Origin of the sequence: Micromonospora sp. NPDC050495, assembly GCF_040655175.1 — a bacterium.
Taxonomy (GTDB): Bacteria; Actinomycetota; Actinomycetes; order Mycobacteriales; family Micromonosporaceae; genus Micromonospora.
The window spans coordinates 22,805-49,403 of sequence record NZ_JBFAJK010000012.1; the positions used below are offsets into that span (position 1 = coordinate 22,805).

General features: G+C 73.9%; 23 protein-coding genes. 14 read left to right on the forward strand and 9 right to left on the reverse strand.

Features of this window, described 5'->3' with window-relative positions; translation table 11 throughout:
- Positions 1 to 11 precede the first annotated feature (11 nt).
- The 3 genes from fabI to AB0I11_RS14805 all read left to right on the forward strand — a co-directional run bounded on the left by fabI (position 12) and on the right by AB0I11_RS14805 (position 2,740).
- Positions 12 to 779: an enoyl-ACP reductase FabI gene (fabI, locus tag AB0I11_RS14795; RefSeq protein WP_357319276.1), complete on the forward strand. Its 768-nt coding sequence runs from the start codon at positions 12 to 14 to the stop codon at positions 777 to 779.
- A 113-nt stretch (positions 780 to 892) separates the two neighbouring features.
- Positions 893 to 1,924 carry a ferrochelatase gene (locus tag AB0I11_RS14800; protein ID WP_357319279.1) on the forward strand — a complete coding sequence of 344 codons (1,032 nt, stop codon included), beginning with the start codon at positions 893 to 895 and terminating at the stop codon, positions 1,922 to 1,924.
- Between the two features lie 36 nt (positions 1,925 to 1,960).
- Positions 1,961 to 2,740, forward strand: coding sequence for an HAD-IIA family hydrolase (locus tag AB0I11_RS14805; RefSeq protein WP_357319282.1), 780 nt, complete (start codon positions 1,961 to 1,963; stop codon positions 2,738 to 2,740).
- Positions 2,741 to 2,752: 12 nt separating this feature from the next.
- Here AB0I11_RS14805 and AB0I11_RS14810 read toward each other — a convergent pair whose 3' ends face one another.
- Positions 2,753 to 3,547: a hypothetical protein gene (locus tag AB0I11_RS14810; protein WP_357319285.1), complete on the reverse strand. Its 795-nt coding sequence runs from the start codon at positions 3,545 to 3,547 to the stop codon at positions 2,753 to 2,755.
- Positions 3,548 to 3,708: 161 nt separating this feature from the next.
- Between AB0I11_RS14810 and AB0I11_RS14815 the strand changes: the two genes are divergently transcribed.
- Complete coding sequence (locus AB0I11_RS14815) at positions 3,709 to 4,521, forward strand: DUF3097 domain-containing protein (RefSeq protein ID WP_357319288.1); 813 nt, start codon at positions 3,709 to 3,711, stop codon at positions 4,519 to 4,521.
- Between the two features lie 46 nt (positions 4,522 to 4,567).
- On the opposite strand, the gene AB0I11_RS14820 is transcribed toward AB0I11_RS14815, so the two are convergent.
- The gene (locus AB0I11_RS14820; RefSeq protein WP_357319291.1) at positions 4,568 to 5,881 is read right to left on the reverse strand and encodes a serine hydrolase domain-containing protein; all 1,314 of its coding nucleotides are present in this window, start codon (positions 5,879 to 5,881) and stop codon (positions 4,568 to 4,570) included.
- Positions 5,882 to 5,972: 91 nt separating this feature from the next.
- Between AB0I11_RS14820 and AB0I11_RS14825 the strand changes: the two genes are divergently transcribed.
- From AB0I11_RS14825 to AB0I11_RS14840, 4 genes are all read left to right on the forward strand, one after another.
- Positions 5,973 to 6,446, forward strand: a complete 474-nt coding sequence (locus tag AB0I11_RS14825; protein WP_357319294.1) for an NfeD family protein — start codon at positions 5,973 to 5,975, stop codon at positions 6,444 to 6,446.
- Positions 6,447 to 6,450: 4 nt separating this feature from the next.
- A complete protein-coding gene (locus tag AB0I11_RS14830; RefSeq protein ID WP_357319297.1) occupies positions 6,451 to 7,557 on the forward strand; it encodes an SPFH domain-containing protein in 1,107 nt (368 codons plus the stop codon).
- A gap of 137 nt (positions 7,558 to 7,694) precedes the next feature.
- Complete coding sequence (locus AB0I11_RS14835; protein ID WP_357319300.1) at positions 7,695 to 8,489, forward strand: hypothetical protein; 795 nt, start codon at positions 7,695 to 7,697, stop codon at positions 8,487 to 8,489.
- Between the two features lie 108 nt (positions 8,490 to 8,597).
- Positions 8,598 to 10,805: a transglycosylase domain-containing protein gene (locus AB0I11_RS14840; protein ID WP_357319303.1), complete on the forward strand. Its 2,208-nt coding sequence runs from the start codon at positions 8,598 to 8,600 to the stop codon at positions 10,803 to 10,805.
- Between the two features lie 42 nt (positions 10,806 to 10,847).
- Here the strand turns inward: AB0I11_RS14840 and AB0I11_RS14845 are convergent, their stop codons facing one another.
- Positions 10,848 to 11,450 (reverse strand): thymidylate kinase, encoded by a 603-nt coding sequence (locus tag AB0I11_RS14845; RefSeq protein WP_357319306.1) that lies wholly within the window; start codon positions 11,448 to 11,450, stop codon positions 10,848 to 10,850.
- 127 nt (positions 11,451 to 11,577) lie between these two features.
- Between AB0I11_RS14845 and AB0I11_RS14850 the strand changes: the two genes are divergently transcribed.
- Positions 11,578 to 12,135: a dihydrofolate reductase family protein gene (locus AB0I11_RS14850; protein WP_357319309.1), complete on the forward strand. Its 558-nt coding sequence runs from the start codon at positions 11,578 to 11,580 to the stop codon at positions 12,133 to 12,135.
- 3 nt (positions 12,136 to 12,138) lie between these two features.
- Here AB0I11_RS14850 and AB0I11_RS14855 read toward each other — a convergent pair whose 3' ends face one another.
- The gene (locus AB0I11_RS14855) at positions 12,139 to 13,977 is read right to left on the reverse strand and encodes a thiamine pyrophosphate-requiring protein (RefSeq protein ID WP_357319312.1); all 1,839 of its coding nucleotides are present in this window, start codon (positions 13,975 to 13,977) and stop codon (positions 12,139 to 12,141) included.
- Positions 13,978 to 14,087: 110 nt separating this feature from the next.
- Between AB0I11_RS14855 and AB0I11_RS14860 the strand changes: the two genes are divergently transcribed.
- The 3 genes from AB0I11_RS14860 to AB0I11_RS14870 all read left to right on the forward strand — a co-directional run bounded on the left by AB0I11_RS14860 (position 14,088) and on the right by AB0I11_RS14870 (position 19,360).
- Positions 14,088 to 14,909, forward strand: a complete 822-nt coding sequence (locus tag AB0I11_RS14860; RefSeq protein WP_357319315.1) for an RNA methyltransferase — start codon at positions 14,088 to 14,090, stop codon at positions 14,907 to 14,909.
- A gap of 53 nt (positions 14,910 to 14,962) precedes the next feature.
- A complete protein-coding gene (gene argG / locus AB0I11_RS14865; RefSeq protein WP_357319318.1) occupies positions 14,963 to 16,414 on the forward strand; it encodes an argininosuccinate synthase in 1,452 nt (483 codons plus the stop codon).
- Between the two features lie 381 nt (positions 16,415 to 16,795).
- Positions 16,796 to 19,360, forward strand: coding sequence for a PucR family transcriptional regulator ligand-binding domain-containing protein (locus AB0I11_RS14870; RefSeq protein WP_357319322.1), 2,565 nt, complete (start codon positions 16,796 to 16,798; stop codon positions 19,358 to 19,360).
- Between the two features lie 45 nt (positions 19,361 to 19,405).
- Here AB0I11_RS14870 and AB0I11_RS14875 read toward each other — a convergent pair whose 3' ends face one another.
- On the reverse strand, positions 19,406 to 20,755 hold the full coding sequence (locus AB0I11_RS14875; RefSeq protein ID WP_357319325.1) for a hypothetical protein: 1,350 nt from the start codon (positions 20,753 to 20,755) through the stop codon (positions 19,406 to 19,408).
- An 88-nt stretch (positions 20,756 to 20,843) separates the two neighbouring features.
- Here AB0I11_RS14875 and murD point away from each other — a divergent pair, with 88 nt between their 5' ends.
- Positions 20,844 to 22,190: a UDP-N-acetylmuramoyl-L-alanine--D-glutamate ligase gene (gene murD / locus AB0I11_RS14880; protein WP_357319328.1), complete on the forward strand. Its 1,347-nt coding sequence runs from the start codon at positions 20,844 to 20,846 to the stop codon at positions 22,188 to 22,190.
- A 34-nt stretch (positions 22,191 to 22,224) separates the two neighbouring features.
- On the opposite strand, the gene AB0I11_RS14885 is transcribed toward murD, so the two are convergent.
- The 3 genes from AB0I11_RS14885 to AB0I11_RS14895 form a co-directional block, all read right to left on the reverse strand.
- Complete coding sequence (locus AB0I11_RS14885; protein ID WP_357319331.1) at positions 22,225 to 22,791, reverse strand: DUF6114 domain-containing protein; 567 nt, start codon at positions 22,789 to 22,791, stop codon at positions 22,225 to 22,227.
- 1 nt (position 22,792) lies between these two features.
- Complete coding sequence (locus AB0I11_RS14890; protein WP_357319334.1) at positions 22,793 to 23,422, reverse strand: DUF6230 family protein; 630 nt, start codon at positions 23,420 to 23,422, stop codon at positions 22,793 to 22,795.
- A gap of 214 nt (positions 23,423 to 23,636) precedes the next feature.
- Entirely contained in the window at positions 23,637 to 24,401 is a 765-nt protein-coding gene (locus AB0I11_RS14895; protein WP_357319337.1) for a TetR/AcrR family transcriptional regulator, read from the reverse strand.
- Positions 24,402 to 24,815: 414 nt separating this feature from the next.
- On the opposite strand from AB0I11_RS14895, the gene AB0I11_RS14900 reads away from it, so the two are divergent.
- Complete coding sequence (locus tag AB0I11_RS14900) at positions 24,816 to 25,478, forward strand: Tat pathway signal sequence domain protein (protein WP_357319341.1); 663 nt, start codon at positions 24,816 to 24,818, stop codon at positions 25,476 to 25,478.
- Between the two features lie 103 nt (positions 25,479 to 25,581).
- Here AB0I11_RS14900 and AB0I11_RS14905 read toward each other — a convergent pair whose 3' ends face one another.
- A complete protein-coding gene (locus AB0I11_RS14905) occupies positions 25,582 to 26,553 on the reverse strand; it encodes a hypothetical protein (protein ID WP_357319344.1) in 972 nt (323 codons plus the stop codon).
- Positions 26,554 to 26,599: the final 46 nt, after the last annotated feature.

Sequence of the window (26,599 nt, forward strand, 5' to 3'; positions counted from 1 at the left end):
AGGAACTGGCAATGTCCGGACTGCTGGCCGGTAAGCGGCTGCTCGTCACCGGCGTCATCACCGACGCCTCGATCGCCTTCTCGGTCGCGAAGCTGGCCCAGGAGAACGGCGCCCAGGTCGTGCTCACCGGCTACGGCCGGCTCTCGCTGGTCGAGCGGATCGCCAAGCGGCTGCCCGAACCGGCCCCGGTGATCGAGCTGGATGTCACCAGCACCGAGCACCTGGCCGGCCTCGCCGACAAGGTCCGCGAGCACGTCGACGGCCTCGACGGGGTGGTGCACTCGATCGGCTTCGCCCCGCAGAGCTGCCTGGGCGGCGGCTTCCTGGACGCCCCCTGGGAGGACGTGGCGACCGCCCTGCAGGTCTCCACCTACTCGTACAAGTCCCTGGCCATGGCGGCGCTGCCGCTGATGTCGGCGGGCGGCGCGGTGGTCGGGCTCACCTTCGACGCCACCAAGGCCTGGCCGGTCTACGACTGGATGGGCGTGGCCAAGGCCGGGCTGGAGTCCGCCTCCCGCTACCTGGCGCTGCACCTGGGCAAGCAGGGCATCCGCAGCAACCTGGTCGCCGCCGGCCCGCTGCGTACCATCGCCGCCAAGTCGATCCCCGGCTTCGATCAGTTCGAGACCGCCTGGGCCGAGCGCGCCCCGCTCGGCTGGAGCCTCACCGACCAGGAGCCGGCGGCCCGGGCCTGCCTCGCGCTGCTTTCCGACTGGTTCCCCGCCACCACCGGCGAGATCGTGCACGTCGACGGCGGCTACCACGCCATCGGCGCCTGAGGGGTGAGCCGGGGGCCCTCCGCGACCTCTCCGGTTGCGGAAGGGCCCCGGGTCACACCCGAATCCCGGGGGCCATCGCCGGGCCGGCCCGGGCCTCGGGGGAGAATGGACCCATGGCGTACGACGCGTTGGTGCTGGTCTCCTTCGGCGGGCCGGAGCGGCCCGAGGACGTGGAGCCGTTCCTGCAGAACGTGACCCGGGGACGGGGCGTGCCCCCGGAGCGGCTCGCCGAGGTCGTCCAGCACTACCTGCACTTCGGCGGGGTGTCCCCGATCAACCAGCAGTGCCGCGACCTGCTCGCGGCCATCCGCGCCGACTTCGCCGAGCACGGCGTGGACCTGCCGGTCTACTGGGGCAACCGGAACTGGGACCCGATGCTCGCCGACACCGTGGCCCGGATGCGTGACGACGGGGTGCGGCGGGCGCTGGCCTTCGTCACCAGCGCCTACGGCGGCTACTCCTCCTGCCGGCAGTACCAGGAGGACATCGCCGCGGCGCGGGCCGCCGTGGGCCCGGACGCCCCGGTGATCGAGAAGCTCCGCCAGTTCTGGGACCACCCCGGCTTCGTCGAACCGCACGCCGACGCGGTACGCGCCGCGCTCGCGCAGCTCGACCCGGCCCAGCGGGACACCACCCGGGTGGTCTTCACCGCGCACTCCGTGCCCACCTCGATGGCGGCCACCGCCGGCCCGCAGGGCGGCCGGTACACCGCGCAGCTCGCGGAGACCGCCCGGCTGGTGCACGCGGCGGCCGCCCCGGACCTGCCGTACGACCTGGTCTGGCAGAGCCGCTCCGGGCCGCCGCAGGTGCCGTGGCTGGAGCCGGACATCAACGATCACCTGGCCACCCTGGCCGAGCAGGGCGTCACCGCCGTGGTGGTCAGCCCGATCGGGTTCGTCTCGGACCACCTCGAGGTGGTCTGGGACCTGGACACCGAGGCGCTCGAGACGGCCAAGCAGCTCGGCCTGGACTTCGTCCGGGCCGGCACGCCGGGCACCGACCCGCGGTTCGTCGCGATGGTCCGGGAGCTGGTGCTCGAGCGCACCACCCCGGACGGCGAGCGGCTGCGGCGCCGGCTCGGCGAGCTGCCGATGTGGGACACCTGCCCGACGCCGTGCTGCGTGCCCCCGGCCCGCCGTCCCTGAACCCGACCGACTACCGAGATCCCATGGGGACGACACATGCATGAGCGCAAGCCGGTGCAGAGCTGGCTCACCGACATGGACGGCGTACTGGTGCACGAGGGGCAGCCGGTGCCCGGCGCGCCCGAGTTCGTCAAGAAGCTGCGCGGCTCCGGCAAGCCCTTCCTGGTGCTGACCAACAACTCCATCTACACGCCCCGTGACCTGCGGGCGCGGCTGGGCCGGATGGGGCTGGACGTGCCGGAGGAGGCGATCTGGTCGTCGGCCCTGGCCACCGCCAAGTTCCTCGCCGACCAGCGGCCGGGCGGCACCGCGTACGTGATCGGCGAGGCCGGCCTGACCACGGCGCTGCACGCGGTCGGCTACGTGCTCAGCGACTTCGCGCCGGACTACGTGGTGCTGGGGGAGACCCGCACCTACAGCTTCGAGGCGATCACCAAGGCGATCCGCCTGATCAACGACGGTGCCCGGTTCATCTGCACCAACCCGGATGTCACCGGCCCGTCGGTCGAGGGCGCCCTGCCGGCCGCCGGCTCGGTCGCCGCCATGATCTCCAAGGCGACCGGGGTGGAGCCGTACTTCGTCGGCAAGCCGAACCCGATGATGATGCGCTCGGCGTTGAACACCATCGACGCGCACTCCGAGTCCACCGCCATGATCGGCGACCGGATGGACACCGACATCCTCTGTGGCCTGGAGGCCGGGTTGGAGACGATCCTGGTGCTGACCGGGATCAGCTCGCGGGCCGAGGCGGAGCGGTACCCGTACCGGCCGTCCCGGATCGTCGAGTCGGTGGCCGACCTGATCGACGAGCTGTAGCCGCCGCCGCGGTCAGGGGCGCAGCGGGGCGTTGCAGGCGGCCACCAGGGCCTGCCGGCAGGCGGTGGTCAACGGGCGCAGCGCCGCGTCCCGCTGCTGCGCCTCGTAGGTGTTCACCGCCCCGCCCGGTGCGCTCTCCCCGGCCAGGGCGAGCACCCGGTCCAGCACCGCGGCGCGGGCGAAGAGCCGCCGGGCCCGCGGGTCGAACCCGGGCGGCAGGTCGGTGATGCCGTCCGGGCGGCGCAGCGCGGCCAGGGCGCCGGCCAGTTCGGGCCGCCACTGGGCCACGTCCAGCCGGGTGAGGGCCGCGGTGGTCTCGGCCAGCACGGCGGCCAGTTCGGCCTCCGCCTCGGCGGCGCCCGGCACGGCGAGCGACGCCCGGGGCGCGTCCGCCGGCAGCGGGAAGACCCGCCAGAGCACGGTTTCCCAGGTCATGCCGGAGCCCGAGGTGTGGCTGCGCACCTCCGGGACCAGGCCCAGCCCGCTGGCCACCACCGCCTCACCGGCGAGCAGCGCGGCGCCGGCGAAGTCGCCCGGGCCGGGCAGCCCGCGGGGGTCGCCCGGGGCGGGCAGCACCAGGCGGATCTCGTCCGGGGAGAGCTTGGCCAGGCTGGGTAGCGCCTCGCGGAGGGAGACGTCGGTCCAGGTGCCGGGCGCGTCGGCGACCAGGTGCTCCTCGTCGCCGGCGATCTCGTCGGCGACCTCGTCGAACGGCACCAGGCCGGCACGCCAGGCACGCACCCAGGCGACGAACCGGCTCGACCGGCGCGGAGCCAGTGTGGCCGCGCCCGTTGCGGGGAGGGACATGCCGAAAGGGTACGTGCTCGCCGCCGTCGCTGTCTCGGCTGCCGCTCCGGTGGCGTGACCTGCCCCTGACTACCCCCTTCGCCCCTTTCTGTGTCCGGCGCGGAACGCCTGGTCGGCGCGTCGCCGGGCGACACGCCGGCGCGCTGGCTAGCGTGATCGACATGGCGGGGCGATACGACGGAGACGTGCTGGCGGGCGGCTGGCGGCGGCGCAAGGTCACCCCGGAGGTGGACGCCGAGCTCGACCTCGTGGTCGAGGACGCCGAGTCCGGGTTCTGCGGCGCGGTGGTCGGCTTCGAGTCCGGCGCGGTGGTGCTGGAGGACCGGCACGGCCGGCGGCGCAACTTCCCGCTGCTGCCCGCCGCGTTCCTGCTCGACGGCCGGCCGGTGACGCTGCGCCGGCCGGCACGCGCCCCGGTGCCCGCCGCGCGGCGGCGTACCGCCTCCGGCTCGATCGCGGTCGACAACGTTCCGGCGCAGGTCGCCCGGGCCAGCCGGATCTGGGTCGAGGGCGTGCACGACGCCGCGCTGGTCGAACGGATCTGGGGCGACGATCTGCGCGTCGAGGGCGTGGTGGTGGAGCCCCTGGACGGCATCGACGCGCTCGCCGCCGAGGTGCGCGCCTTCGCGCCCGGGCCCGGCCGCCGGCTCGGCGTGCTCGTCGACCACCTGGTGCCCGGCTCGAAGGAGAGCCGGATCGTGGCGCAGGTCACCTCGCCGTACGTGCTGGTCACCGGGCACCCGTACGTGGACGTGTGGCAGGCGGTGAAGCCGGCGGCGCTGGGCATCCGGGCCTGGCCCGTGGTGCCGCCGGGGCGGCCCTGGAAGGAGGGGGTCTGCGCGGCTCTCGGGGTGGCCGAGCCGGCGGACCTGTGGCGGCACATCCTGTCCCGGGTGAACAGCTTCGCGGACGTGGAGACGCCGCTGATCAACGCGGTGGAGCGGATGATCGACTTTGTGACGTCGCCTGCGTGAGTGGTTGCGGCTGAGGGCCGGGGCGACCGTGCCCGGCTCCGGGCGGTCAGGGTTCCTGGTCGGGGTCTCTGGTGAAGACGAAGGTGGCGATGTCCAGGGCGGCCGGGGCGCCGGAGTCGTCGCGGACGACGGTGAGGATCTCGCCGTCCTGGGAGCCGGATCGGCCCCGCCAGCGGTCCGGGCCCTCCGGGGTGAAGCGCAGCAGCGGCCGGCCGACCGGGCCGCCGACCAGTTCGCCGGCCGGGTCGATGCGGAACTCGTACTCGCTGCCCATCCACCACCAGCGACCGGTCAGCTCGGCCAGGGCGGCGGGCGGGGCCTGCGCCGGGCGCCACGGCGCGGGGGCGGCCGGCTCGGCGTCCAGCACCAGGGTGAGGACCTCGCGGGCCAGCCCGACGATGTGGTGCCCGGCGCGCAGGCCGTACGAGTTGGCGAAGTCGACCACGGCGGTGCGGGTCGGCCGGTGCACGGCCAGGCCGGCGACGTACCCGGGCATGGAGCCGCCGTGGCCCAGGTACACCCGGTCGCCGACCCGGTAGAGCTCCACGCCGAGGCCGTGCCCGCCGGTCCAGGAGTCCAGGTCGCTGATCACCACGGGCGCGCACATCTCGGCCAGCGTTGCCGGGGCGAGCACGTCCGGGGCCGGGTCGGCCAGGAAAGCCGCCCAGCGGGCCAGGTCCTCGACCGTCGACCAGAGCTGGCCGGCCGGCGCCATGGCCCCCGTGTCGGTGCGCGGCTCCTCGCGCAGCGTCTCGTGCCAGGGGTGCACCACGTAGCCCCGGGCGTAGGGCTCGGTGGGGTGGTAGGTGGTGCGCCGCATGGCCAGCGGTTCGAGCAGCCGGTCGCGGAGCAGGTCCGCCCAGGGGGTGCCGGTGATCCGCTCCAGCACCCCGCCGAGCAGCCCGTACGCCAGGTTCGAGTAGTGGTAGACGCGGTGCGGCGGGTGGGCGATCTTCGCCGGGGTGAGCCCGGCGACCAGGGTGGCCAGGTCGCTGCCGGCGGCCCGTTCCCACCACTGCCCGTCCGGTTCCCGCTGGAGGCCGCTGGCGTGCCCGAGCAGCTGGCGCAGGGTGAGGGCGCCGACCGGGGTGCCGGGCAGGTGCTTCTCGAGCGGGTCGTCCAGGGCGAGGCGGCCGGCGTCGCGCTGCTGCATCACCAGCACCGCGGTCATGGTCTTGCTGATCGAGCCGATCCGGTACTGCAGGTCCGCGTCGGGGCGGGGCTGTTCGCCGGCGAGCGCCACGTGCGCCAGGGCGCCGTCCCGGACCACCCCGAGGGCGAGGGAGGGGCCGCGCCCCTCCGCCTGGGCCCGGGCGACCAGCAGGTCGACCTGTCGGGCGGTCTCGGGCAGCAGGGCCATGTCGTCCTCCTCGTCGCTCCGGCGCCGTTCACCGGGACCACGTGATCATGACAGTTCGATGACAGGTGCGTCGACGTGTCACGATCGGTGGGTGGACGCCGTGTTCTGGATCGTGCTGGGTGTGCTGCTGGCGGTCGCCGAGATCTTTACGACGACGCTCTTTCTGATCATGTTCGGGGCCGGGGCGTTCGCCGCCGCCGGGGCCGCGGCGCTCGGCGCCCCGGTCGCGCTCCAGGCTCTGGTCTTCGCGGTGGTCTCCGCGCTGTCGCTGTTCCTGGTGCGGCCGGTGATCAAACGGCACGCCATGCCGGCGCTGGAGAGCGGCGACCAGCCGTTCGGCATCGAGGCGATCGAGGGCTCCAGCGCGGTGGTGCTGGAGACGGTGGACGCCGAGCGGGGGTTCATCAAGATCGACGGTGAGCTGTGGACCGCCCGGTCGTACGACGCGACGCGCAGCTACGCGCCGGGCGAGCGGGTGCAGGTGATAAAGGTCCAGGGCGCGACCGCCCTGGTCTGGCAGGACGAGATCTCCACCCCGGGCGGGTTGCCCGAAGGGGAAAGGTGAAGATATGGAATTTGCAGCGATCGTCTTGATCGCCATCGCCGTGATCGTCGTGGTCACGCTCGTCAAGGCCGTGCGCATCGTGCCGCAGCAGCGGCAGGACGTGGTGGAGCGGCTGGGCAAGTACAAGCGCACGCTGAACCCGGGGCTCAACCTGCTGGTGCCGTACATCGACGCGGTGCGGACCAAGGTCGACATGCGCGAGCAGGTGGTCAGCTTCCCGCCGCAGCCGGTGATCACCTCCGACAACCTGGTCGTGTCGATCGACACGGTGCTCTACTTCAAGGTGGTCGACTCGGTCCGTGCCACCTACGAGATCTCGAACTTCCTGCAGGCCATCGAGCAGCTCACCGTCACCACCCTGCGTAACGTGATCGGCTCGCTGGACCTGGAGCGGGCGCTGACCAGCCGCGAGGAGATCAACCGGCACCTGTCGGGCGTCCTGGACGAGACCACCGGCCGGTGGGGCATCAAGGTGACCCGGGTCGAGATCAAGGCGATCGAGCCGCCGCCGAGCATCCGCGACTCGATGGAGAAGCAGATGCGCGCCGAGCGGGACCGCCGGGCGGCGATCCTCAACGCCGAGGGGCACAAGCAGTCGCAGATCCTCACCGCCGAGGGTGAGAAGCAGGCCGCCGTGCTGCGCGCCGACGGTGACCGGCAGGCCCGGATCCTCCAGGCGGAGGGCCAGGCGAAGGCGATCCGTACCGTCTTCGACGCGATCCACCAGGCCAACCCCAGCCAGAAGGTGCTCGCCTACCAGTACCTGCAGGCGCTGCCGCAGATCGCCAACGGCACCGCCAACAAGGTCTGGATCGTCCCGACCGAGCTGACCAAGGCCCTGGAGGGCATGGGTGGCGCGCTGGGTGGCCTGGCCAACATGGTCGGCGACGTGCCGTCGCCGGAGGCCACCAAGAGCGCCGGCGAGGTCGAGCGGGAGGCCGCCGAGGCCGCGCGGGCGGCGGCCACCGCCGCCCAGGAGATCCACAACGAGGTACGCGTCGCCGAGGCGCAGGCCACCGGGGGCAACGCCCCGCAGGGGCTGCCGGCTCCCGAGCCGGTCTCTCCGCAGAGCCTGCTCAACGACCCGACCGACCAGCGCGAACGGGGCTGATCGGCGCCCGCCGGCAAATCCGAGAATCACTCATACGGCGCCCCGGCGCCTGCCACGATCGGTCTGAGGACCGGTGGTGGCGGGGCCGGGGCGCCGTCGTGTGCCCCGCGCCTCCCGGAGGCGGAGCGAGGTGTCGCATGAAGGATCCGGCGAACAGGCTGTTCTCCAGGACCCCGGTGCCCGGCGCGCACGACCCCGCCGGGCCGGTGGGCACCCGGCGCGCCGGAGGCGGGTTCCGGGTGCTGCCGTTCGTCTCCGAGCCCGGACCGGCAGCGCCGGCCACCGACGCCAGCTGGGCCTGGTCGGTCCGCCGGTTCGCCCGGGCGGCGGTCTGGCTGCTGCCCGCGTACGCGATCCTCTACGGCCTGGTGGCGATGGCCAGCGACGGCGGGGTGGGCAACGACCCGTACCCGGCCGACGGCCGGCCCGTCTACCTGGTGGGCTGGGTGGCCGCGGTCTGGCTCGGGCTGCTCGCGCTGCTGGCCCTCACCGGCCTGCTCGCCGCCACCCGCTGCCGGCGGGTCGCGCTGGTGGGTCTGCTCGCCAGCATCGGCGGGATGGTGCTGATGCTGCCCTTCGCCGGGCTGGCCGAGCAGGCGCCGGTCTTCGGCACCACGGCGCGCCACATCGTGCTGTTCGGGGCCACCTGGTACAGCCTGGGCTGGTTGCTCACCGGCTGGTCGGTGGCCCGCTCCGGGCTGTTCAGCATGGGTGACGGGGTGATGCTGATGATCGCCGCGCCGCTGCTCGGCCTGGGCGGCGCGCTGATCGGCTCGCTGCAGACGTTCGGCGCGATCTTCGTGCTGATCGCCGGGATCGGCATCGGCTACCGTTCGGGCCGCCTGGTGCCGGCCGTCATCGCCCGCGACGCGGTGGCCGCCAGCGTGGCCGCCACCCCCGCCCCACCCCCCAACGGTCCGTTGCCGAGCTGACCCGGGCCCGCGGCGCCGGCCGGAACAAGCTGCGAGGTCACCGTGAGGTAACTGACAGTTGGCTGGCGAACTGGCCGCTTGGCGGCTTTCGCGGTAATCCTGGGGTGCATGCCGTCACCCCGGTCGCCGCTGTCGCGGCTCTTCACCGTGCTCCTCGCCGGCCTGCTGGCCGGGCTTGCCCTCGCGGTCGCCGGCCTGCCCGGCAGCCTGCTGGGCGGGTTCGCCGCCAAGGCCGCCCTGGGCGCGTACGCGGAGTTGCCCGACGCGCTGCGCACCCCCACGCAGCCGCAGCGGTCGTACCTCTACGCCAACGACGGCAAGACCCTGATCACCACGTTCTACGACGTGAACCGCAGCGACGTGCCGCTGGCCGAGATCGCGCCGGTGATGCGGCAGGCGATCATCGCGGCCGAGGACCGGCGCTTCTACTCGCACGGCGGCGCCGACCCGCGCGGCATCGTCCGGGCCCTGGTCGCCAACGTCAAGGGCGGCGGCACGGAACAGGGCGGCTCCACGCTGACCATGCAGTACGTCCGTAACGTGCTCAAGACCGACCCGTCCCGCACGGCCGAGGAGCGGCGGGCCGCCACCGAGCAGACCGTCGGGCGCAAGCTCCAGGAGATCCGGTACGCGAACGCGCTGGAGAAGACGCTCAGCAAGGACGAGATCCTCAACCGCTACCTGAACATCGCCTACTTCGGCTCCGGGGCGTACGGCGTCGCCGCGGCCAGCCAGCGCTACTTCGGCAAGGCGCCGGCCGACCTGACCCTCGGCGAGGCCGCCCTGCTCGCCGGCCTGGTGCAGTCGCCCGACGAGTACAGCCCGATCGACGGGGACAAGGACCAGGCCGTGGCCCGGCGGACGTACGTGCTGGACTCGATGGCCGAGACCGGGGCGATCACCGCGCAGCAGGCCGCCGCGGCCAAGGCCACGCCGGTGACCCTGCACCCGACCCCGCAGCCCAGCGGCTGCACCGCGGTCGCCCGGGGCCACGACGACTGGGGTTTCTTCTGCGACTACCTGCGCCGCTGGTGGCTCGGCCAGCCGGCCTTCGGCCACACCGTCGAGGAGCGCGAGCAGGCGCTGCGCCGCGGCGGCTACACCGTGGTCAGCACGCTCGACCCGAAGATCCAGCAGACCGCGCAGCAGCAGGCCACGAAGGTCTACGGGTACGACAACAAGCGGGCCCTGCCGATCGCCGCGGTCGAGCCGGGCACCGGCCGGGTGCTGGCCATGGCCGTCAACCGGCACTACAGCCTGGCCGACAACCCGGCCGGGCAGGCCAACCACCCGAACACGGTCAACCCGCTGATCTCCGGCGGCGCCAGCGTGCACGGCTACCAGGCCGGCTCGACGTTCAAGCTGTTCACCATGCTCGCCGCGCTGGAGGCCGGCAAGCCGCTGGCCACCGGCTTCGACGCCCCGGCCAAGCTGCCCACCCGGTACGCCTCGGACGACGAGGGCAACTGCGACGGCAAGTGGTGCCCGGCCAACGCCAACCCGGCGTGGATGGACGGCTACCGGATGATGTGGGACGGCTTCGGCCGCTCGGTGAACACCTACTTCGTCTGGCTCGCCGAGCAGGTCGGAGAGGACAAGGTGGTGGAGATGGCCCAGCGGCTCGGCATCACCTTCCGGGCCGACTCCGACGCCGCCTTCGCCAAGGACGACGCGGAGAACTGGGGCGCCTTCACCCTGGGCGTGGCCGCCACCACCCCGCTGGACCTGGCCAACGCGTACGCCACCGTGGCGGCCGAGGGCACCTACTGCACCCCGCTGCCGGTGGTGTCGGTGACCACGGCCAACGGCGAGAAGGTGGACGTCGGTCAGCCGTCCTGCAGGAAGGTGCTGGACACCGACGTGGCCCGGGCCGCCACCGACGCGGCCCGCTGCCCGGTCGGCCAGCAGTCGGCGTACGGGCAGTGCAACGGCGGCACGGCGACCTCGGTGGACCGGATCGTCGGCCGGCCGGTGGCCGGCAAGACGGGTAGCTCCGAGCAGAACGCCACCGAGACGTTCGTCGGGTTCACCCCGCAGGTGGCGGTCGCCGGGATCGCCGCCAACCCGGACGACTCGACCGACCTGGTCGGCTCGGCCGTGCAGGCCAAGGTCATCGACGGGGTGGCCCGGGTGATCAGGACGGCGGTGGCGGGCAAGCCGGTGCGGGACTTCACCGCGCCCAGCCGCGCGCTGGCCGGCGAGCCGCGCCGGCCGCAGCCCCGCGACACCCCGACGCCCGACGACGAGCGCCGGCAGGATCGGGACAACCTCCCCTCGGACCTGCTGCGCTGGCTCCAGGGCCGCGGCCGCGGCTGACCGCTCCCGGGCAGCGGCCGGACCGCGCGTGGCGGGGCCGGGTCAGCGGGGCAGCAGGGGGGACACCGCGCGGTCGAGCGCGCGGGCCACCTCGTCCGGGTCGGGATCGCCGTCGAGCACCACGAAGGAGCCGAACTCGGGCAGGCTCCGGTAGGCGCGGTCCAGCGCCCGCAGGTGGGCCAGTTCCTCGGTGTCGATGCCCCGGGCCGCCACCCGGCGCTGCGCGACCTCCGGTGCGGTGGCGAGGAAGCAGACCACCGTCGGGCGGGGGAAGATCGCGTACGCGGCCCGGACGGCCCGCCGCCCTCGGTCGCCGCGCGCCGCCATGACGACCTCCTGACACCAGGTCCACCGGTCCAGCACGGCCGTGCGCCCGGTGAGCCGGGTCACCAGCACGGTGCGCGCCATCGCCAGCGCCCGCACCGTCGCCTCCAGCACCGGATAGCGGGTACGACCGAACAGCGCCATCCCGTCCGGCCGGCCGACCGCCCGGGCCAGCCGGTTCCACAGCGGCCGGCCACCGGCGTTCTCGAAGTACCGGGCCGGCACGCCGGCGGCGGTCAACCGCCGGGCCAGGGCCTTGGCCTGGGTGCTCTTGCCGGAGCCGTCGACGCCGATCAGGGCGATCATCACGGGGCGGGTCACGGGCCGGACCGTAGTGGGTGCGGGCAAATCTTCTGGAAAAGTTCGGGCCGGGGTGTCGGATCGGGTCGGCCGGCTCCGACCCACCGATGAGCGCGCCCGCCGGGCGCCCACCGAGCAGGAGGACACCATGCGCAAGCTCGTCTACTGGGTGCACCAGTCGGTCGACGGCTTCATCGAGGGGCCGAACGGCGAGTTCGACTGGCCGGTCATGGGGCCGGAGCTGTCCGGGTACTCCTTCGAGCTGACCGACCGGGCCGACGCCTTCCTCTACGGCCGCAAGGTGTGGGAGCTGATGTCGTACTACTGGCCGCGGGTGGAGGAGCTGTCGCAGGACCCGCACGACCTGCGGTTCGCGCCGGTCTGGCGGCGTACCCCCAAGATCGTCATCTCCCGGAGCCTGGACCGCGCCGAGTACGACGCCCGGGTGATCGGCCGTGACCTGGCCGCCGAGGTCGCCGAGCTGAAGGACCAGCCGGGCGGCGAGTTGCTGCTCACCGGCGGCTCGGGCGCGGCGGCGGCGCTGACCCGGCTCGGACTGATCGACGAGTACCAGGTGGTCGTGCACCCGGTCGTGCTGGGCGGCGGCACCCCGGTCTTCCCGGACAAGGACCGCCTGGACCTGCGGCTGGTGGAGACCCGGACCTTCGACGGCCGGTCGGTGCTGCTGCGCTACGAGCGGACCTGACGGTCAGCGGCCGCGGCGGCGGGGACGGTACGTGGCGATGACGGACGGTACCCCCCGCCGGAGGATCTCGGCGCGATCGCTGTCCCCGCGCAGCATCGCGGCGGCCGTCTTGCGGGCCTGCCCGGCGGTGAAGTGGGGCGGCAGCATCAGCTCCGCCGGATCGACCACCGCGTTGATCACCACCGGCCGGTCGGCGCGGAGCACCCGGTGCCACAGCTCCGGCACCTGGTCGGGGGAGTCGACCAGCACCCCGTCGAGCCCCAGCACCTCCGCCCACCGGTGGTACGCCACGTCCGGCAGGTCCTGGCTGGCCGGGAACATCGGCGTCCCCTCGCCGGAGCGCTGCTCCCAGCTGACGAAGGACAGCTCCCGGTTGTTGAGCACCAGCACCACGAACCGCGGGTCGGCCCACTCCCGCCAGTACTTCGCCACGGTGATCAGCTCGTTGACCCCGTTCATCTGCATCGCGCCGTCGCCGATCAACGCGACCAGCGGGCGGTCCGGGTGGGCGAACTTCGCGGCGATGGCGTACGGCATGGCCCCGCCCATGGAGAGCAGGGTGCCGGAGAGGCTGGCCAGCATGCCCGGCCGGACCCGGATGTGTCGGGCGTACCAGGCGGTCGCGGTGCCGCAGTCCACCGCGAGCATCGCGTCGTCGGGCAGCACGTCGTCGAGGGTGGCGAAGAGTAGCTGCGGGTTGACCGGGTCGGCCGACTGCTCGGCCAGCTCCCGTTGGGCCCGCCGCCACTTCGACGTGGCGTCGGCCAGGGTGGCCCGCCAGGCGGTGGGCGCCGCCCCGGTGCCCAGCTCGCGCAGCAGCGCCCGCAGGGTCGGCGCGGCGTCCCCGGTCAGGTTCACCTCGGTTGGGTAGCGCAGCCCCATCCGGCTGCCGTCCAGGTCGATCTGCACCGCCCGGGCCCGCCCCTGCGGCGGATAGAACTCCGAGTACGGCATGTTGCTGCCCACGATCAGCAGCCGGTCGCACTCCTGCATGAGCTGCCAACTGGGGCGGCTGCCGAGCAGGCCGATCGCGCCGGTCACCCAGGGCTCCCGGTGGTCGACGGCGGTGAAGCCGAGCAGCGCGGTGGCCACCCCGGCGCCGAGCCGGTCGGCGACCTTGCGTACCTCGGACTCGGCCCCGATGGCGCCCTGCCCGACCAGCATCGCCACCTTGTTGCCGCCGCGCAGCACCTCGGCGGCCCGGCGCACCTCCTCGGCCGGCGGCACGGTCGGCGTGCTGCTCGGCACCGCGCTGGTGTGGTAGTAGCCGTGCGCGTGCGGCGGCTCCGGCACGGCCGGCTCGTCCTGCACGTCGGAGGGGAGCACCAGGGCGGTGACCGTACGCCGGGCCAGGGCGGTCCGGCACGCCCGGTCGACCAGGTGCCGCGCCTGCGACGGGTCGTCGAGCTGGGCCAGGAAGGCCGATGCCACGTCCTTGTAGAGGGCGAGCAGGTCCACCTCCTGGTAGTAGCCGCCGCCCTCGGCGGGCAGCGCGGTGTGCCCGAGCAGGGCCACCACGGGCTGGTGGTCGAGCTTGGCGTCGTACAGGCCGTTCAGCGCGTGGATCGCACCGGGGCCGCTGGTCACCACCACGCAGCCGAGCGGGCCGCCGCCGTACTTGACGTGTGCGGAGGCGGCGAAGCCGGCGGTCTCCTCGTGGCGCACCTGGATGAACCGGGCCCGGCCGGCGGCGCGTTGCAGCGCCGAGGTCATCCCGTTGATCCCGTCGCCCGGATAGCCGTAGTAGCGGTGCACCCCCCACTCGGCGAGCCGCGCCACGATGTAGTCGGCGACCGTGGCGTCCCGGGGCAGCCGGCCGTCGCCGGTGGGGTCCGCGTTCATCGTGGTGGTCCCTTCGTCGCCGTCCGCTTTCCGGAGATCCGTTCCCCGCCAACGTCGGCGGAAACCCGGGCCGCGCCGGGCCGACCGGGCGGACCAGGCAGAATCGTCCGGTGCCCGTCCACGAGATCACCGACCCCGACGACGACCGGATCGCCGACTACCGCGCGCTGACCGACGTCGAGCTGCGCACCAGGTGGGAGCCGCCGCACGGCCTGTTCATCGCCGAGGGGGAGCTGGTGTTGCGGCGGGCGCTGCGGGCCGGCTACCCGGCCCGGTCGTACCTGGTCGACGCGAAGCGGGCGGACCAGCTCGCCGACCTGGACACCGGGGACGCCCCGGTCTACGCGGCCACCCCCGAGGTGCTCCAGCGGGCCACCGGCTTCCACGTGCACCGGGGCGTGCTCGCCTCGTTCCACCGCAAGCCGCTGCCGTCGGCCGCCGCGGTGCTCGCCGACGCCCGGCGGGTGGTGATCATCGAGGACGTCAACAACCACACCAACCTCGGCGCGATCTTCCGGGCCGTGGCGGCGCTCGGGGTGGACGCCGTGCTGCTCTCCCCGACCTGCGCCGATCCGCTCTACCGACGCAGCGTCCGGGTCAGCATGGGCGAGGTCTTCGCCATCCCGTACGCGAAGCTGGACCCCTGGCCCGACGCGTTGGCCCAGGTCCGGGCGGCCGGTTTCACCGTGCTGGCGATGACGCCCGCGCCGGACGCGGTGCCGATCCAGCGGCTGGACGCGGCGCAACGGGCCCGGGCCGCGCTGCTGATGGGCGCGGAAGGGGCCGGCCTGACCCGGGCCGCGATGGACGCCAGCGACGTCCGGGTGGTGATCCCGATGCGCCGCGGGGTGGACTCGCTCAACGTGGCCGCCGCGACCGCGGTGGCCTGCTGGGAGCTGGGCCGCGACGATCCACCGTCCGCGGGCGGGTGACACGTCGCCCGATCCATTTGCATGACCATGCGATGCGGTGCATAATCTTCCCCGTGTCCAAGGTTCTCACCTCCCTGCCCATCGGTGAACGCGTCGGCATCGCCTTCTCCGGTGGCCTCGACACCTCGGTCGCGGTCGCCTGGATGCGCGACAAGGGCGCCATTCCCTGCGCGTACACCGCCGACATCGGCCAGTACGACGAGCCCGACATCGGCTCCGTGCCCGGCCGCGCGCTCAGCTACGGCGCCGAGGTCGCCCGACTGGTCGACTGCCGAGCCGCCCTCGTCGAGGAAGGCCTGGCGGCGCTGACCTGCGGCGCCTTCCACATCCGATCGGGCGGGCGGGCGTACTTCAACACCACCCCGCTGGGCCGGGCCGTCACCGGCACCCTGCTGGTCCGGGCGATGATCGCCGACGACGTCCAGATCTGGGGCGACGGCTCGACGTTCAAGGGCAACGACATCGAGCGTTTCTACCGGTACGGCCTGCTGGCCAACCCGCAGCTGCGCATCTACAAGCCGTGGCTCGACACCGCCTTCGTCACCGAACTCGGCGGGCGCAAGGAGATGTCGGAGTGGCTCCTCGAGCGGGGCCTGCCGTACCGGGACAGCACCGAGAAGGCATACTCCACCGACGCCAACATCTGGGGCGCCACGCACGAGGCGAAGACCCTCGAACACCTCGACACCGGCATCGAGACGGTCAACCCGATCATGGGCGTCCGGTTCTGGGACCCGTCGGTGGAGATCCCGACCGAGGACGTCACGATCGGCTTCGACCAGGGCCGCCCGGTGACGATCAACGGCAAGGAGTTCGGCAGCGCGGTCGACCTGGTGCTGGAGGCCAACGCCATCGGCGGCCGGCACGGCCTGGGCATGTCCGACCAGATCGAGAACCGGATCATCGAGGCCAAGAGCCGGGGCATCTACGAGGCGCCCGGCATGGCGCTGCTGCACGCCGCGTACGAGCGGCTCGTCAACGCCATCCACAACGAGGACACCCTGGCGAACTACCACAACGAGGGCCGCCGCCTCGGCCGGCTGATGTACGAGGGGCGCTGGCTGGACCCGCAGGCGCTGATGCTGCGCGAGTCGCTGCAGCGCTGGGTCGGCACGGCGGTCACCGGCGAGGTGACCTTGCGACTGCGCCGGGGCGAGGACTACTCGATCCTGGACACCACCGGCCCGGCGTTCAGCTACCACCCCGACAAGCTGTCGATGGAGCGTACCGAGGACTCGGCGTTCGGCCCGTCGGACCGGATCGGCCAGCTCACCATGCGCAACCTGGACATCGCCGACTCGCGGGCGAAGCTGGAGCAGTACGCCACCCTCGGCATGGTCGGCGGGGCGAACCCGGAACGGATGATCGGCGCCGCGCAGGCGGCCTCGACCGGGCTGATCGGCGCCATGCCCGAGGGCGGCGCGGAAGCCATCGCCTCCCGGGGCGTCTCCTCCGGCGACGACGCGGCACTCGACCGCGCCGCGATGGAGTTCGGCGTCGACTGACCTCATCCTCGGGCCGGCCTGCCCTGCCCGGTGATCGGCTCGGGTTGCGGCATGTCGGTGCCTTCCGGGCCGTCGAAGGGCCGCTTTGCCGCACTTCGGGTGCTCGCGCGAGATCGGCGCGTCGGGGTCGGCGTCCGTATCGGTGTTGGGTCGGTCAGGGCGTGGCGGCTGCTGCCCGGTGATCGGCTCGGGTTGCGGCATGTCGGTGCCTTCCCGGCCGTCGAAGGGCCGCTTTGCCGCAACTCGCGTGCTCGCGTGCTCGCCTCGACGTCGGCCGGAGCCGCTACGGGTCCGCACCGACCGGCGCGCCGCACCGACGGACGCCCCGGCCGGTCCGACGGTCCTTCGAGTTCGGCGGTGACGCAGGGTAGCGTGTCGCCCGTGTTCCCTACCGTCCGTGAGGTGCTCGCCCTGGTGCCGGTGCGCCACGGGGCGCCGCGTCTGGTCGCCGGGGACGCGGGGCTGGACCAGCCGGTGCGCTGGGTGCACGTGGCCGAGGTGCCGGACATCGCCACCTTGCTCGGCGGCGGGGAGCTGGTGCTCACCACCGGCATCGGGCTGCCCGCCGACGACGCCGGTCTGCGGGCGTTCATCGGCGACCTGGCCGACGTCGGGGTCTCCGGCCTCGTGGTGGAGTTGGGCCGCCGGTACGTCAGCGGGGTGCCCCGGGTGATGGCCGCCGCCGCCGAGCGGCGCGGGCTGCCGCTGGTCGAGCTGCGCCGGGCCACCCCGTTCGTCCGGATCACCGAGGCGGTCCACGCGCTGATCGTGGACGCTCAGCTCACCGAGTTGCGCGCCACCGAGGAGATCCACCAGCGGTTCACCGAGCTGTCCGTGGAGGGCGCCGAACCGGCCGAGGTGGTCCGGCAGGCCGCCGAGCTGGCCGGCTGCCCGGTGGTGCTGGAGAACCTGTCCCGGCAGGTGCTCGCGTACGACCCGGCGGGGGAGAGCGCCGAACTGCTGCTGGAGGGCTGGGAGCAGCACTCCCGGCGGATCCGGCCGGCCGGGCGCACCGCGTACGACCCGGACAGCGGGTGGCTGGTGACCACGGTCGGCGCCCGGGGCCAGGACTGGGGGCGGCTGCTGCTGCGCTGGCCGGCCGGCGGTGAGCTGACCACCAGCACCGTGGCGCGCGTCCCGGCCGAGGAGGAGCGCCCGGAACCGGCGCCCCGGCGTCCCGCCGTCACCGGGCCCGACGGGTCGCCCGACGCCAGTCCCGACCCCACCCAACCCGTCCACGCCGCCGGGCCCGCCCACCCGGCCGGGCCCGTGCACTCGGCCGGGCCCGTGCACTCGGCCGGGCCCGTGCACTCGGCCGGGCCCGTGCACTCGGCCGGGCCCGCCCACTCGGCCGGCCCCGCCCACTCGGCCGGGCCCGCGCACTCGGCCGGACCTGCCCACCCGGCCGGACCTGCCCACTCGGCCGGACCGGTGCACTCGGCCGGACCCGTGCACTCGGCCGGACCCGCGCACTCGGCCGGACCTGCCCACATGGCCGGAGCCGGGCACTCCGCGGAATCCGGCCGCTCGGTCGGGTCCGCCCACCCGGACGCGGGACCTGCGGACCGGGCCGAGCCCGCCGATGCGGTCCCGGTCCGGACCGCCGCCGAGCCACCGACCCGGCTGACCATCCTCGTCGAGCGGGCCGCCTCGACGCTGGCGCTGGGCCGGCTGATCCGGCGCGACGCCGAAGGGCTGGAACGGCAGATCCACCGCACCCTGCTCACCGCGCTGCTCGACCACTCCCGTCCGGTGGACGAGGTCGCGCTGCGGGCCAAGGCCCTCGGCGTCACGCTCGACCGGCGGCACCTGGTCGGCGTGGTGGTCCGGCACCGCGCCGACGACCCGGACGCCGGTGGGTCGGCCGCGGACCCCGCCGTGGAGTCCGGCCCGGCCCGGCTGCGCGACCTGTCGGAGGCCGTCGGTCAGGCGCTGCGCGAGGCCCGGCTGACCGGCCTGACCAGCGCGGTGGACGACCAGGCGGTGGGCGTGCTGCTCGCGCTGCCCGACCCGGCCGCCGAGGAGAAGGCGCTCGCCGCCTTCGCCACCGCGCTGCGTCGGGTACGCCTCGACGCCGCCCCGGCCCGCCCGCCGGCCGCCCGGGGGATCCGGCCAGGCGACCGCGTGGTCTCCGGCCCCACCCGACCCGACGGCCCTCAGACCCGTGCCGTCCGGCCCGACGGTTCTCAGACCCGTGCCGTCCGGCCCGACGGTCCAAAGACCCGTGCCGTCCGGCCCGACGGTTCTCCGGCCGACGCCGCACGGCTCGAAGGTCCTCAGGCTCGCGCCGGCCAGCCCGACGGTCCTCACGCTGACGCCGCCCAATCCGACGGGTCCCACGCTCGCGCCGTCCGGCCCGACGGCACCGGGGCCCGCGCCACGCGGCTGCCGGAAGGGGCCGCCCGGCCGCTGGTGGTCGAGTCGGGGCGGGCCGGGGTGCCGGGGGCTCGGGTCGCCGAGGGCGGATCCCGGGCCCACCAGCCGGGGCCGGTGGTGGCCGGGGTGATCATCGCGGCGGGCTCGGGGGTGAGCAGCCTGCGCGAGGCCGGGCGGTCCCTGGCCGAGGCCCGGCAGATCGCCGAGACCGCCCGCCGGGACCGCCGGGACCTGCCGATCTTCCGGCTGCCGCACGTCGGGCTGGCCGGTCTGCTGCACCTGCTGCGGGACGAGCCGCGCCTGCAGACCTTCGTCGAGCGGGAACTCGGCGCGCTGCTGGCGTACGACGCCCAGCATCCGCGGGAGCAGTTGCTCGGCACCCTGCGGGCGTACCTGGAGCAGGGCCGCAACAAGTCGGCGGCGGCCGCGGCGGCGCACCTGTCCCGGCCGGCGTTCTACGAGCGGCTGGCGCGCCTCGGCCGCATCCTCGACGTCGACCTCGACTCGGTGGAGGCCTGCCTCTCCCTCCACGTCGCCCTACTGGCCCTGGACGCCGTCCGCACCCCCTGAGGGCGCGGGGTGCCGGACGCCGGACTCCGGGCGCGGGGCGCGCGGTCAGGTCAGGGCGGTCAGGGCCTTGGCGTAGGGGGCGGGGACGTGGTTGGGGCCGGCGGGGGTGAAGACGTCGGAGGTGGCCGCGGCATCCCAGGCGCTGGCCGGGAGGGCGTCGACCAGGGCGCGGACCACCGGGGCGTCCCGCCACTGCTCCTGCTGGGCGAGCAGGCTCAGCGCCACCACGGACTCCTCGACCTCGCCGACGCACTCGAACGGCTTGTGCCCGTCCACGCCGAGCAGTTCCCGGTAGCCGGGGATCTGGGTGGGGTCGGCGAGCAGGTCGCCGCCGAAGATCCGGGTGACCCGCTCCCGGGTCATGAACGGCGCCATGGCCAGGAAGACGAACCGGCACTTCGGGCAGTCCCGGCACCACCGCTCACTCGGGTCGCGCAGCTTGAACGCGGCGTTGCAGCTGGTCACCACGGCGTCGTACCGGTCGATCTCGGCGAAGAGGCGAGCGATGTGCAGCTCGGAGAGCGACCGCAGCAGGGAGAAGTACGGCTCGGTCAGCCCGGCGTGCTCGGCCAGCGCGGCGCGCAGCAGCCCTTCCGCCTCGACCCCCTTGGACCACTGGTGGTTGATCTCGTGACCGTTCCAGATCAGGTTCGGGTCCGACGCGGAGCGCTCGTTGGACATCACCACCGGCCCGAGGCCGTGCAGCACCGCGGTGGCGACCGCGATCAGCGAGTTGATCGCGGTGACCGGGATGTGCCCGTTGCGCGCGCCGGCCGCGTTGAGGTCGAACAGCACCGGATCGATCCGCCGCCGGGCCGCCAGCGGCACCAGGTCGGAGGCCTCGTTGACCGAGACGATGACGTGGTTCGGGTTGACCGAGAACGGCACCGGGTCGAACCCGGCCCGGCGCAGCGCCTCCAGGGTGACGATGGAGTCCTTGCCGCCGCCCACCGCCGACAGCGGACGCCGGTCGGAGTTGTCCAGCGGCGCGGCGGCCGGCACCGAGCCGGTCGGCACCTCCGGGCGCAGCTCCAGCACGTGCGGGAGCTGGTTGCGGTACGCGTACTCGGCGAGTCCCTTGGTGTAGACGGCGGTGACCAGCTCGACGGCGGCCGCGCCCAGCGGCGCCGGCAGCACCAGCCGGGGCGGCGCGGCGGCCTTGTAGTAGCTGACCCCGGCGACCACGTGCAGCAGTTCGAGGACCCGGTTGAGGGTGGCCGCGGTCTCGTCGGTCACCGGCTCGGCCGGCAGCGGGAGGGTGATCGCCTCGGTGAACCGCTGCTCGCCGTCGGGGCCGGTCAGGGCGTAGTCGAACAGCACCTCGCCGGTGCCGAAGTCGATCGAGTAGGACGGGAAGGTGAAGGCGTCCATCCGCCGGAGCTGCTCGTTGCGCACACGCCATACTAGGCCCTGGTTCGTCCGGCCGTGTCCGGCTGCGTCGGACCATGCCTGCCGACCGCCGTCGCGACCCCGAGGAGTGCCTGTGCGCCTGTCTGATCTGCGCGGACGACATGTCGCCGTCTGGGGTGCCGGCCGGGAGGGCCGGGCCGCGGTGACCGCGATCGCCGCGCACGGCCCGGCCGGCCTGGTGGCCGTCGACGACAGCGCGAACTTCCTCACTCTGCCCTGGGAGGGCCCGCTGGCCGCGGCCGCGCCGCTGGTCACCGGAGAGGAGGGCTTCGCCCGGCTGGCCGCGGCCGACGTGGTGGTCCGTTCGCCGGGCGTGCCGAACACCCATCCGTGGATGGTGGAGCTGCGGCGCCGGTCCGTCGTCGTCACCCAGGGCAGCGCGCTCTGGATGGCCGACCACGCGGACCGGACCGTCGGCGTCACCGGCAGCAAGGGCAAGAGCACCACGTCCAGCCTGATCAGCCACCTGCTGACCGCGATGGACCGGCCGAACGTCTTCGGCGGCAACATCGGGGTGCCGCTGCTCGACCTGCCCGACGCCGAGCTGTACGTGCTGGAGCTCTCCAGCTACCAGTGCGCCGACCTGACCGACTCGCCCCGGGTGGCCGTGGTGACCGCGCTCTTCCCCGAGCACCTGGACGCGCACGGCGGGGAACGGGAGTACTACCGGGACAAGTTGAACCTGCTGGCGCACGGCCCGCACACCGTGGTGGTCAACGGCGCCGACCCGCGCCTGGCGCTGGAGTTGGGGGACCGGGCGGCGGTGCGGGCCGGTTCGCCGGACACCACGCACGTGGCCGTCGGCCCGGACGGCGCACCCTGGTTCCACCTGCGGGACACCCCGCTCTTTCCGCGGGCCGTGCTGCCGCTGGTGGGCCGCCACAACGAGGGCAACCTCTGCGTCGCGCTGGCGGTGCTCGACGCGCTCGGCGTCGACGTGGCGGGCCGCAAGGACAGCATCGCGGTGGCGGTCGCCGGGTTCCAGGGGCTGGCTCACCGGCTCACCGAGATCCCCGACCCGTCCGGGCTCACCTTCGTCGACGACACCCTGGCCACCAGCCCGTACGCGGCCATGCACGCGATCGACGCGTACGAGGGCAGACCGCTGACCGTGATCGTCGGCGGCACCGACCGGGGGCTGGACTACGCGCCGCTGCGGGAGCACCTGGCGGAGCGGGAGATGACCGTGATCGGCATTCCGGACAGCGGCCCGCGCATCGTCGAGGCGCTGGCCGGCCTGCCGGGGGTGCGTACCGAGATCGCCGACGACCTGGTCGACGCGGTGGCGTTGTCCCGGAAGCTCACCCCGGCCGGAGGCGTGGTGCTGCTCTCCCCGGCCGCGCCGAGCTACGGCCGGTTCCGCAACTTCGAGCACCGGTCGGAGGTCTTCGCCCAGGCGGTGGCGGACACCGCCCGCTGAGCCGGTCGGGGCCGCGGGGCCGGCTTCCGCCTGCTCAGCGTGGGTCGCCCGAGGCCGCCTCGGGCGTGCCCGCCCGGGCCCGCGCCGGGTCGAGTTGCGTCGGGAGGACGGGCTCGGCGCCGGGTTCCGGCGCCCGGTGTCGGGGGCCGGTCTCGTCCGACGGGTCCGGCTCGCCCGTCGGGGTCTCCGCCGGCGGCGCCGCCGGGCCCCGGGCCGGGGACGTCTTGTCCGGTGTCCAGGCGAACGCGAGCGCCCCACCGACCAGGGCGAGGAGCATCCCGACCAGGAAGCCACCCAGGTTGGAAGTGAGCCAGGAGACCAGCCCCAGCAGCAGCGACAGCAGCGCGTAGAAGACGCGCTGCTGCGGGGTGGCGACCAGCAGCACCCCGCAGATCACCAGCACGGCCGGCACCAGGTACGCGGCCAGCCCTTGTGGACCGACGTGCAGCAGCACCCCGAGCGGCGCCCGCAGGGTCACCAGCATCTCGATGCCGCCGAGCGCGATCAGCAGCCCGGCGGTGAACGGCCGGCCCCGCCGCCAGCGGCGCCAGCGTCCACCGTGGTGGACGGCCGGCGCCGGGGCGGTTGGTTCCTCGGTCACCTCAGCACCCGTCGGAGCTGAACGACATGTGCAGGTTCGGCAGGGTGAACACGGCCGCCGTGGTGGCGTAGTTGTTCTGCCGCAGGTTGGTGATGGTCACCGTGTCGGCCTGCTGGGCGAAGACGCCGGGGTTGCCGCGTACGCCGGGCACCTGGTCGACGGTGCTGGCGTCCTGCCCGACGTTGATGTTCCGGAAGGACGCGTTGCCCGCCACCTCGTCGCCGTCGACGACCAGGGTCCGGGCGGTGACCGGCTTGCCGGACCCGCCGGCGGTGATCCTGAGGTTGATTCCGCCGAGGCTGATGCTCTGGCAGAGGTTGGTGAGTTCGGCCTTGTCGATGGCCGAGACGATGACCACCACCTGGCCGCCGGTGTCGCCCTGGTTGGGGCTGTCGGGGATCATCTGGTCGAGGGTGGCGAACTGCTCGAAGCCGGTGCCCTCGAGCCGGTCCGCGGTGACGGTGAACGGCATGCCCGAGATGGCGAACTGCGCGCCGAGCACGCCCTGCGCGGTCAGCACGACCATGCCGGCCGCGCCCACCGCGACGGTGCCGAGCGTGACGGCGAACCGGCGCCAGCGCACCCCGCTCTGCGGCGGTCCGGGTTCCAGCGGTGCGTTCTGCTCCGACATGGCGGCTCCTTGTCGAGATCAATTCATCGGCGACGATGCAAGTGGCGTGTCGTCCGATGCCGTACGAGGGACCTGAATTGGCTGCGCATGGTGCCGCGCCGAGGGCGCAGGCCGAAGTTACCGCTGGGTAAAGGACCGGTCAACAGTCTGTAGCAGACAGTTGGGCGGCATTTGCGAAATGGGGCCAACGGTCAGAAACCGCAGCGGTTTTTCATCAAAGGGGCTCGCCGGGGGTGGCGCACGGGGCGGCGATGCTCGGGCTGTCGCCGGCGCGTACCGGCCGGATCGCCCGGCTCGCCTCGGCCGAGCCGAGGAAGGGCGCCACGGCCGCGTAGGTGAGCACGGGCAGCAGCAGCGGCAGCTCCTCGATCGGGCCCCGCGCCACCCGGCTGCGGATGGTCGCGTGCAGGCCGCCGACCACGGTGGACACCAGCAGGTCCCGGTCGACGTCGGCGCCCGGTCCCGGTCCGGCGTCGGCGAAGAACCGGCGGAAGCTGGCGAGCAGCGCGTCGCGTTCCCGGCGCGCGTCCGGGCCGGCCGCGTCCACCTCGACCAGTGCCATCCGGGCGAAGGCGGGGACGCTCGCGAGCACCTCCAGCAGGGTGCGCAGCGCGGCCCGTGCGGCGTCCGGCCAGTCCGGACCGGCCTCCCGGTAGGCGTGCTCCATGAGCTGCGACACCACCGCGATGCCGTGCCGGTAGGCGGCGAGGAAGGCGTCCTCCTTGCCGGTGAAGAGCGCGTAGAAGGCCGGCCGGGTCACCCCGGCCGCCCGGCAGATGTCGGTCACCCGGGCGTTGTCGTAGCCCCGGGTGGCCACCTCGTGCACCAGCCCGTCGAAGAGCCGGTCGCGCTGGGTGGCCGCCACCACCTCGGCGGAGACGCGGCGGGGTCCGCGCTTGATGGCTCGCTCCGGGTCGCGGCCGGGGCGGGCGCCGGGGAGCGGGACCAGCGCCGGTTGCGGGCGGCGCGAAGTGGACAAGTGATCGACCTCCTTTGATGGATTGACTTTACGACCCTCCGGGGTTTATAAAAACTTCACTCTCGGTTGACGCCCTGTCACGATTGGTGATCACCTCGAACGGTCACCCCGAGTTCGTCGAAGGAGGGCGCTGTGGAAGCCATTATCGCCAACGAAGGGTGCTCTCCCAAGGCCGGAGAGGCGCAGGTGACGCGGCCACGCCGCAGTGCCCCACCCCAGTCGGCGCGCTGACGACGCGGCACCCACCGCCGCCCGACCGGACCGCTCGACGGGCCGTGCCGGGACGTCCACCACCATCACCACCGTCCCCCCGTGGACGGTGCCACCGTCCGGTCCGTACGGCCGGGCGGCGGCCGCGCCCGCCCCCATGCGGCGCGCGGTCCGACATCCCCGTCCCACACGGAAGGAACAACCATGCCCAGGTACGGACGAATCGGCGCGAGCCTCGCCGCCGCGGCGCTGCTGGCCAGCAGCCTGATCGGCGCCGCCCCCGCCACCGCCGCCCCGCTCGCCTCCTCGGTGCTGACCTACGGCAGCATCGGCGGCAGCGCGGTCTCCGTCGGCGACGTCATCCAGGCCAGCCTGGCCAGCGGCACCAGCGCCACCTTCTACTCGTCCACCAGCGGCAGCACCGGCGTGAAGTGTGCCGCGTCCAGCTTCAGCGCCAAGGTGCTGACCAACCCCACCGCACCCGGCACCGCCACCGAGAGCCTGACCGCGCAGAGCTTCACCAGCTGCACCACCAACGTGTTCGGGACGACCGGCGTGCAGAGCGTCACGGTCAACAACCTGCCGTACGCCACCTCGGTCACCAGCGCCGGCGTCCTCACCATCACCGGCTCGATCCAGAGCACCGTGGTGCTGAACACCCTGCTGGGCCCGACCACCTGCGTCTACAAGGCCACCAGCCTCACCGGCGCCGCGACCAACGGCACCAACTCGATCACCTTCACCAACCAGGTGCTCACCAAGTCCTCCGGACCCATCACCTGCTTCAGCACCGCGTACTTCTCGGCGCGCTACTCGCCGGTGAAGGACATCACCAAGAGCGGCAGCCCTGCCGTCTACGTGAACTGACCGCACCGGAGCGGGGCGCGGCGGTTCGCCGCGCCCCGAGCCGGTCCGGGCCGGAGCCGGCCTCAGCGCAGCGTCCCGAGCCGGTCCGGGCCGGTACCGGCCCTCAGCGCAGCGCCGCGTGCAGGGCGCGCAGGGACCGGATGGCCGAGCGGATCTCCTGCAGGTACCGCCCCGGGGTCAGCGTCGGCTCCGGCACCCCGGCCACCACCGCCAGCGCCGGGTCCACCCCGACGGTGTCGATCCCGCAGCCGTACGGCACGGCGAGGGTGCGCAGCGCGTCGCAGTGCTGGAACGGCACGTAGATCGGCGCGGTGACCATCAGCACCGCATCGCCGGCGCACAGCCGCACGTGTTCGGCCCAGAACCGCTGGGTGTCGGCGGTGTGCGCCCGGCGCCGGTCCGGCTCGGTCGACGGAGCGGCCAGGACCCGGACCGGGGGCAGACCGGCGGGCCGGTAGGTGCGCGACGACCAGGACCGGTGCGGGTGGTCGGCGTCCTCGCCGATCTCCTCGCTCGGCGCCGACACCCCGAACGCGGCCCGTACCCCGGCGTCGAGCACGTCCACCTCGGTGGCGCAGCCGGTCACCCCGGCCTCGGCCAGGATCCGCGACTCGGCCGGGGAGAGCGCCCGGAAGCTGCCCAGCACGGCCACCTCGCCGGCCACGCCGACGACCGCCCGGGCCAGGTGCGCGGCGTACGCGGTGCGGCGCAGGCAGGCGTGCGCCAGCCCGCCGAGCACCAGCAGGTGGGCGTACCCGGGCCGGGCCGGCGGGTCGGCCCGGACCAGACCCAGCGCCCGCGCCGAATCCAGCACCAGCCCGACGGTGGCCGGGTCGAAGGCCGGCTCGCGGGCGTCCGGGCGTTCCCGGCCCTGCCGGAAGTCCCAGTGCCGGGCCGAGAAGTCGTCGAGCCCGGCCAGCACCGCACTGACGTCCCCGGCCGGCCACTCGCCGCCGAAGTGCCCGACCAGGGCCCGCAGCGGCGGAGACTCCACCCAGGTCCGCACGCCCGCCGCGAGTCGTCCGGCGCTCGTACCCGCCGCGCCCGCCGGCAGCGCCACCTCCGTCGTCCGCACCCGGCGGATGCTACCGCCGGGCGGCACGGCGGATCCGGACGTTGTG

Bases quoted from the DNA above. Each gene is read 5' to 3' on its own strand.
- AB0I11_RS14815 (WP_357319288.1), top strand. From the start codon at position 3,709: ATGGCGGGGCGATACGACGGAGACGTGCTGGCGGGCGGCTGGCGGCGG.
- AB0I11_RS14850 (WP_357319309.1), top strand. From the start codon at position 11,578: ATGCGCAAGCTCGTCTACTGGGTGCACCAGTCGGTCGACGGCTTCATC.
- AB0I11_RS14805 (WP_357319282.1), top strand. From the start codon at position 1,961: ATGCATGAGCGCAAGCCGGTGCAGAGCTGGCTCACCGACATGGACGGC.
- AB0I11_RS14800 (WP_357319279.1), top strand. From the start codon at position 893: ATGGCGTACGACGCGTTGGTGCTGGTCTCCTTCGGCGGGCCGGAGCGG.
- AB0I11_RS14900 (WP_357319341.1), top strand. From the start codon at position 24,816: ATGCCCAGGTACGGACGAATCGGCGCGAGCCTCGCCGCCGCGGCGCTG.
- AB0I11_RS14835 (WP_357319300.1), top strand. From the start codon at position 7,695: ATGAAGGATCCGGCGAACAGGCTGTTCTCCAGGACCCCGGTGCCCGGC.
- AB0I11_RS14810 (WP_357319285.1), bottom strand. From the start codon at position 3,547: ATGTCCCTCCCCGCAACGGGCGCGGCCACACTGGCTCCGCGCCGGTCG.
- fabI (WP_357319276.1), top strand. From the start codon at position 12: ATGTCCGGACTGCTGGCCGGTAAGCGGCTGCTCGTCACCGGCGTCATC.
- AB0I11_RS14890 (WP_357319334.1), bottom strand. From the start codon at position 23,422: ATGTCGGAGCAGAACGCACCGCTGGAACCCGGACCGCCGCAGAGCGGG.
- AB0I11_RS14855 (WP_357319312.1), bottom strand. From the start codon at position 13,977: ATGAACGCGGACCCCACCGGCGACGGCCGGCTGCCCCGGGACGCCACG.
- AB0I11_RS14840 (WP_357319303.1), top strand. From the start codon at position 8,598: ATGCCGTCACCCCGGTCGCCGCTGTCGCGGCTCTTCACCGTGCTCCTC.
- AB0I11_RS14820 (WP_357319291.1), bottom strand. From the start codon at position 5,881: ATGGCCCTGCTGCCCGAGACCGCCCGACAGGTCGACCTGCTGGTCGCC.
- AB0I11_RS14830 (WP_357319297.1), top strand. From the start codon at position 6,451: ATGGAATTTGCAGCGATCGTCTTGATCGCCATCGCCGTGATCGTCGTG.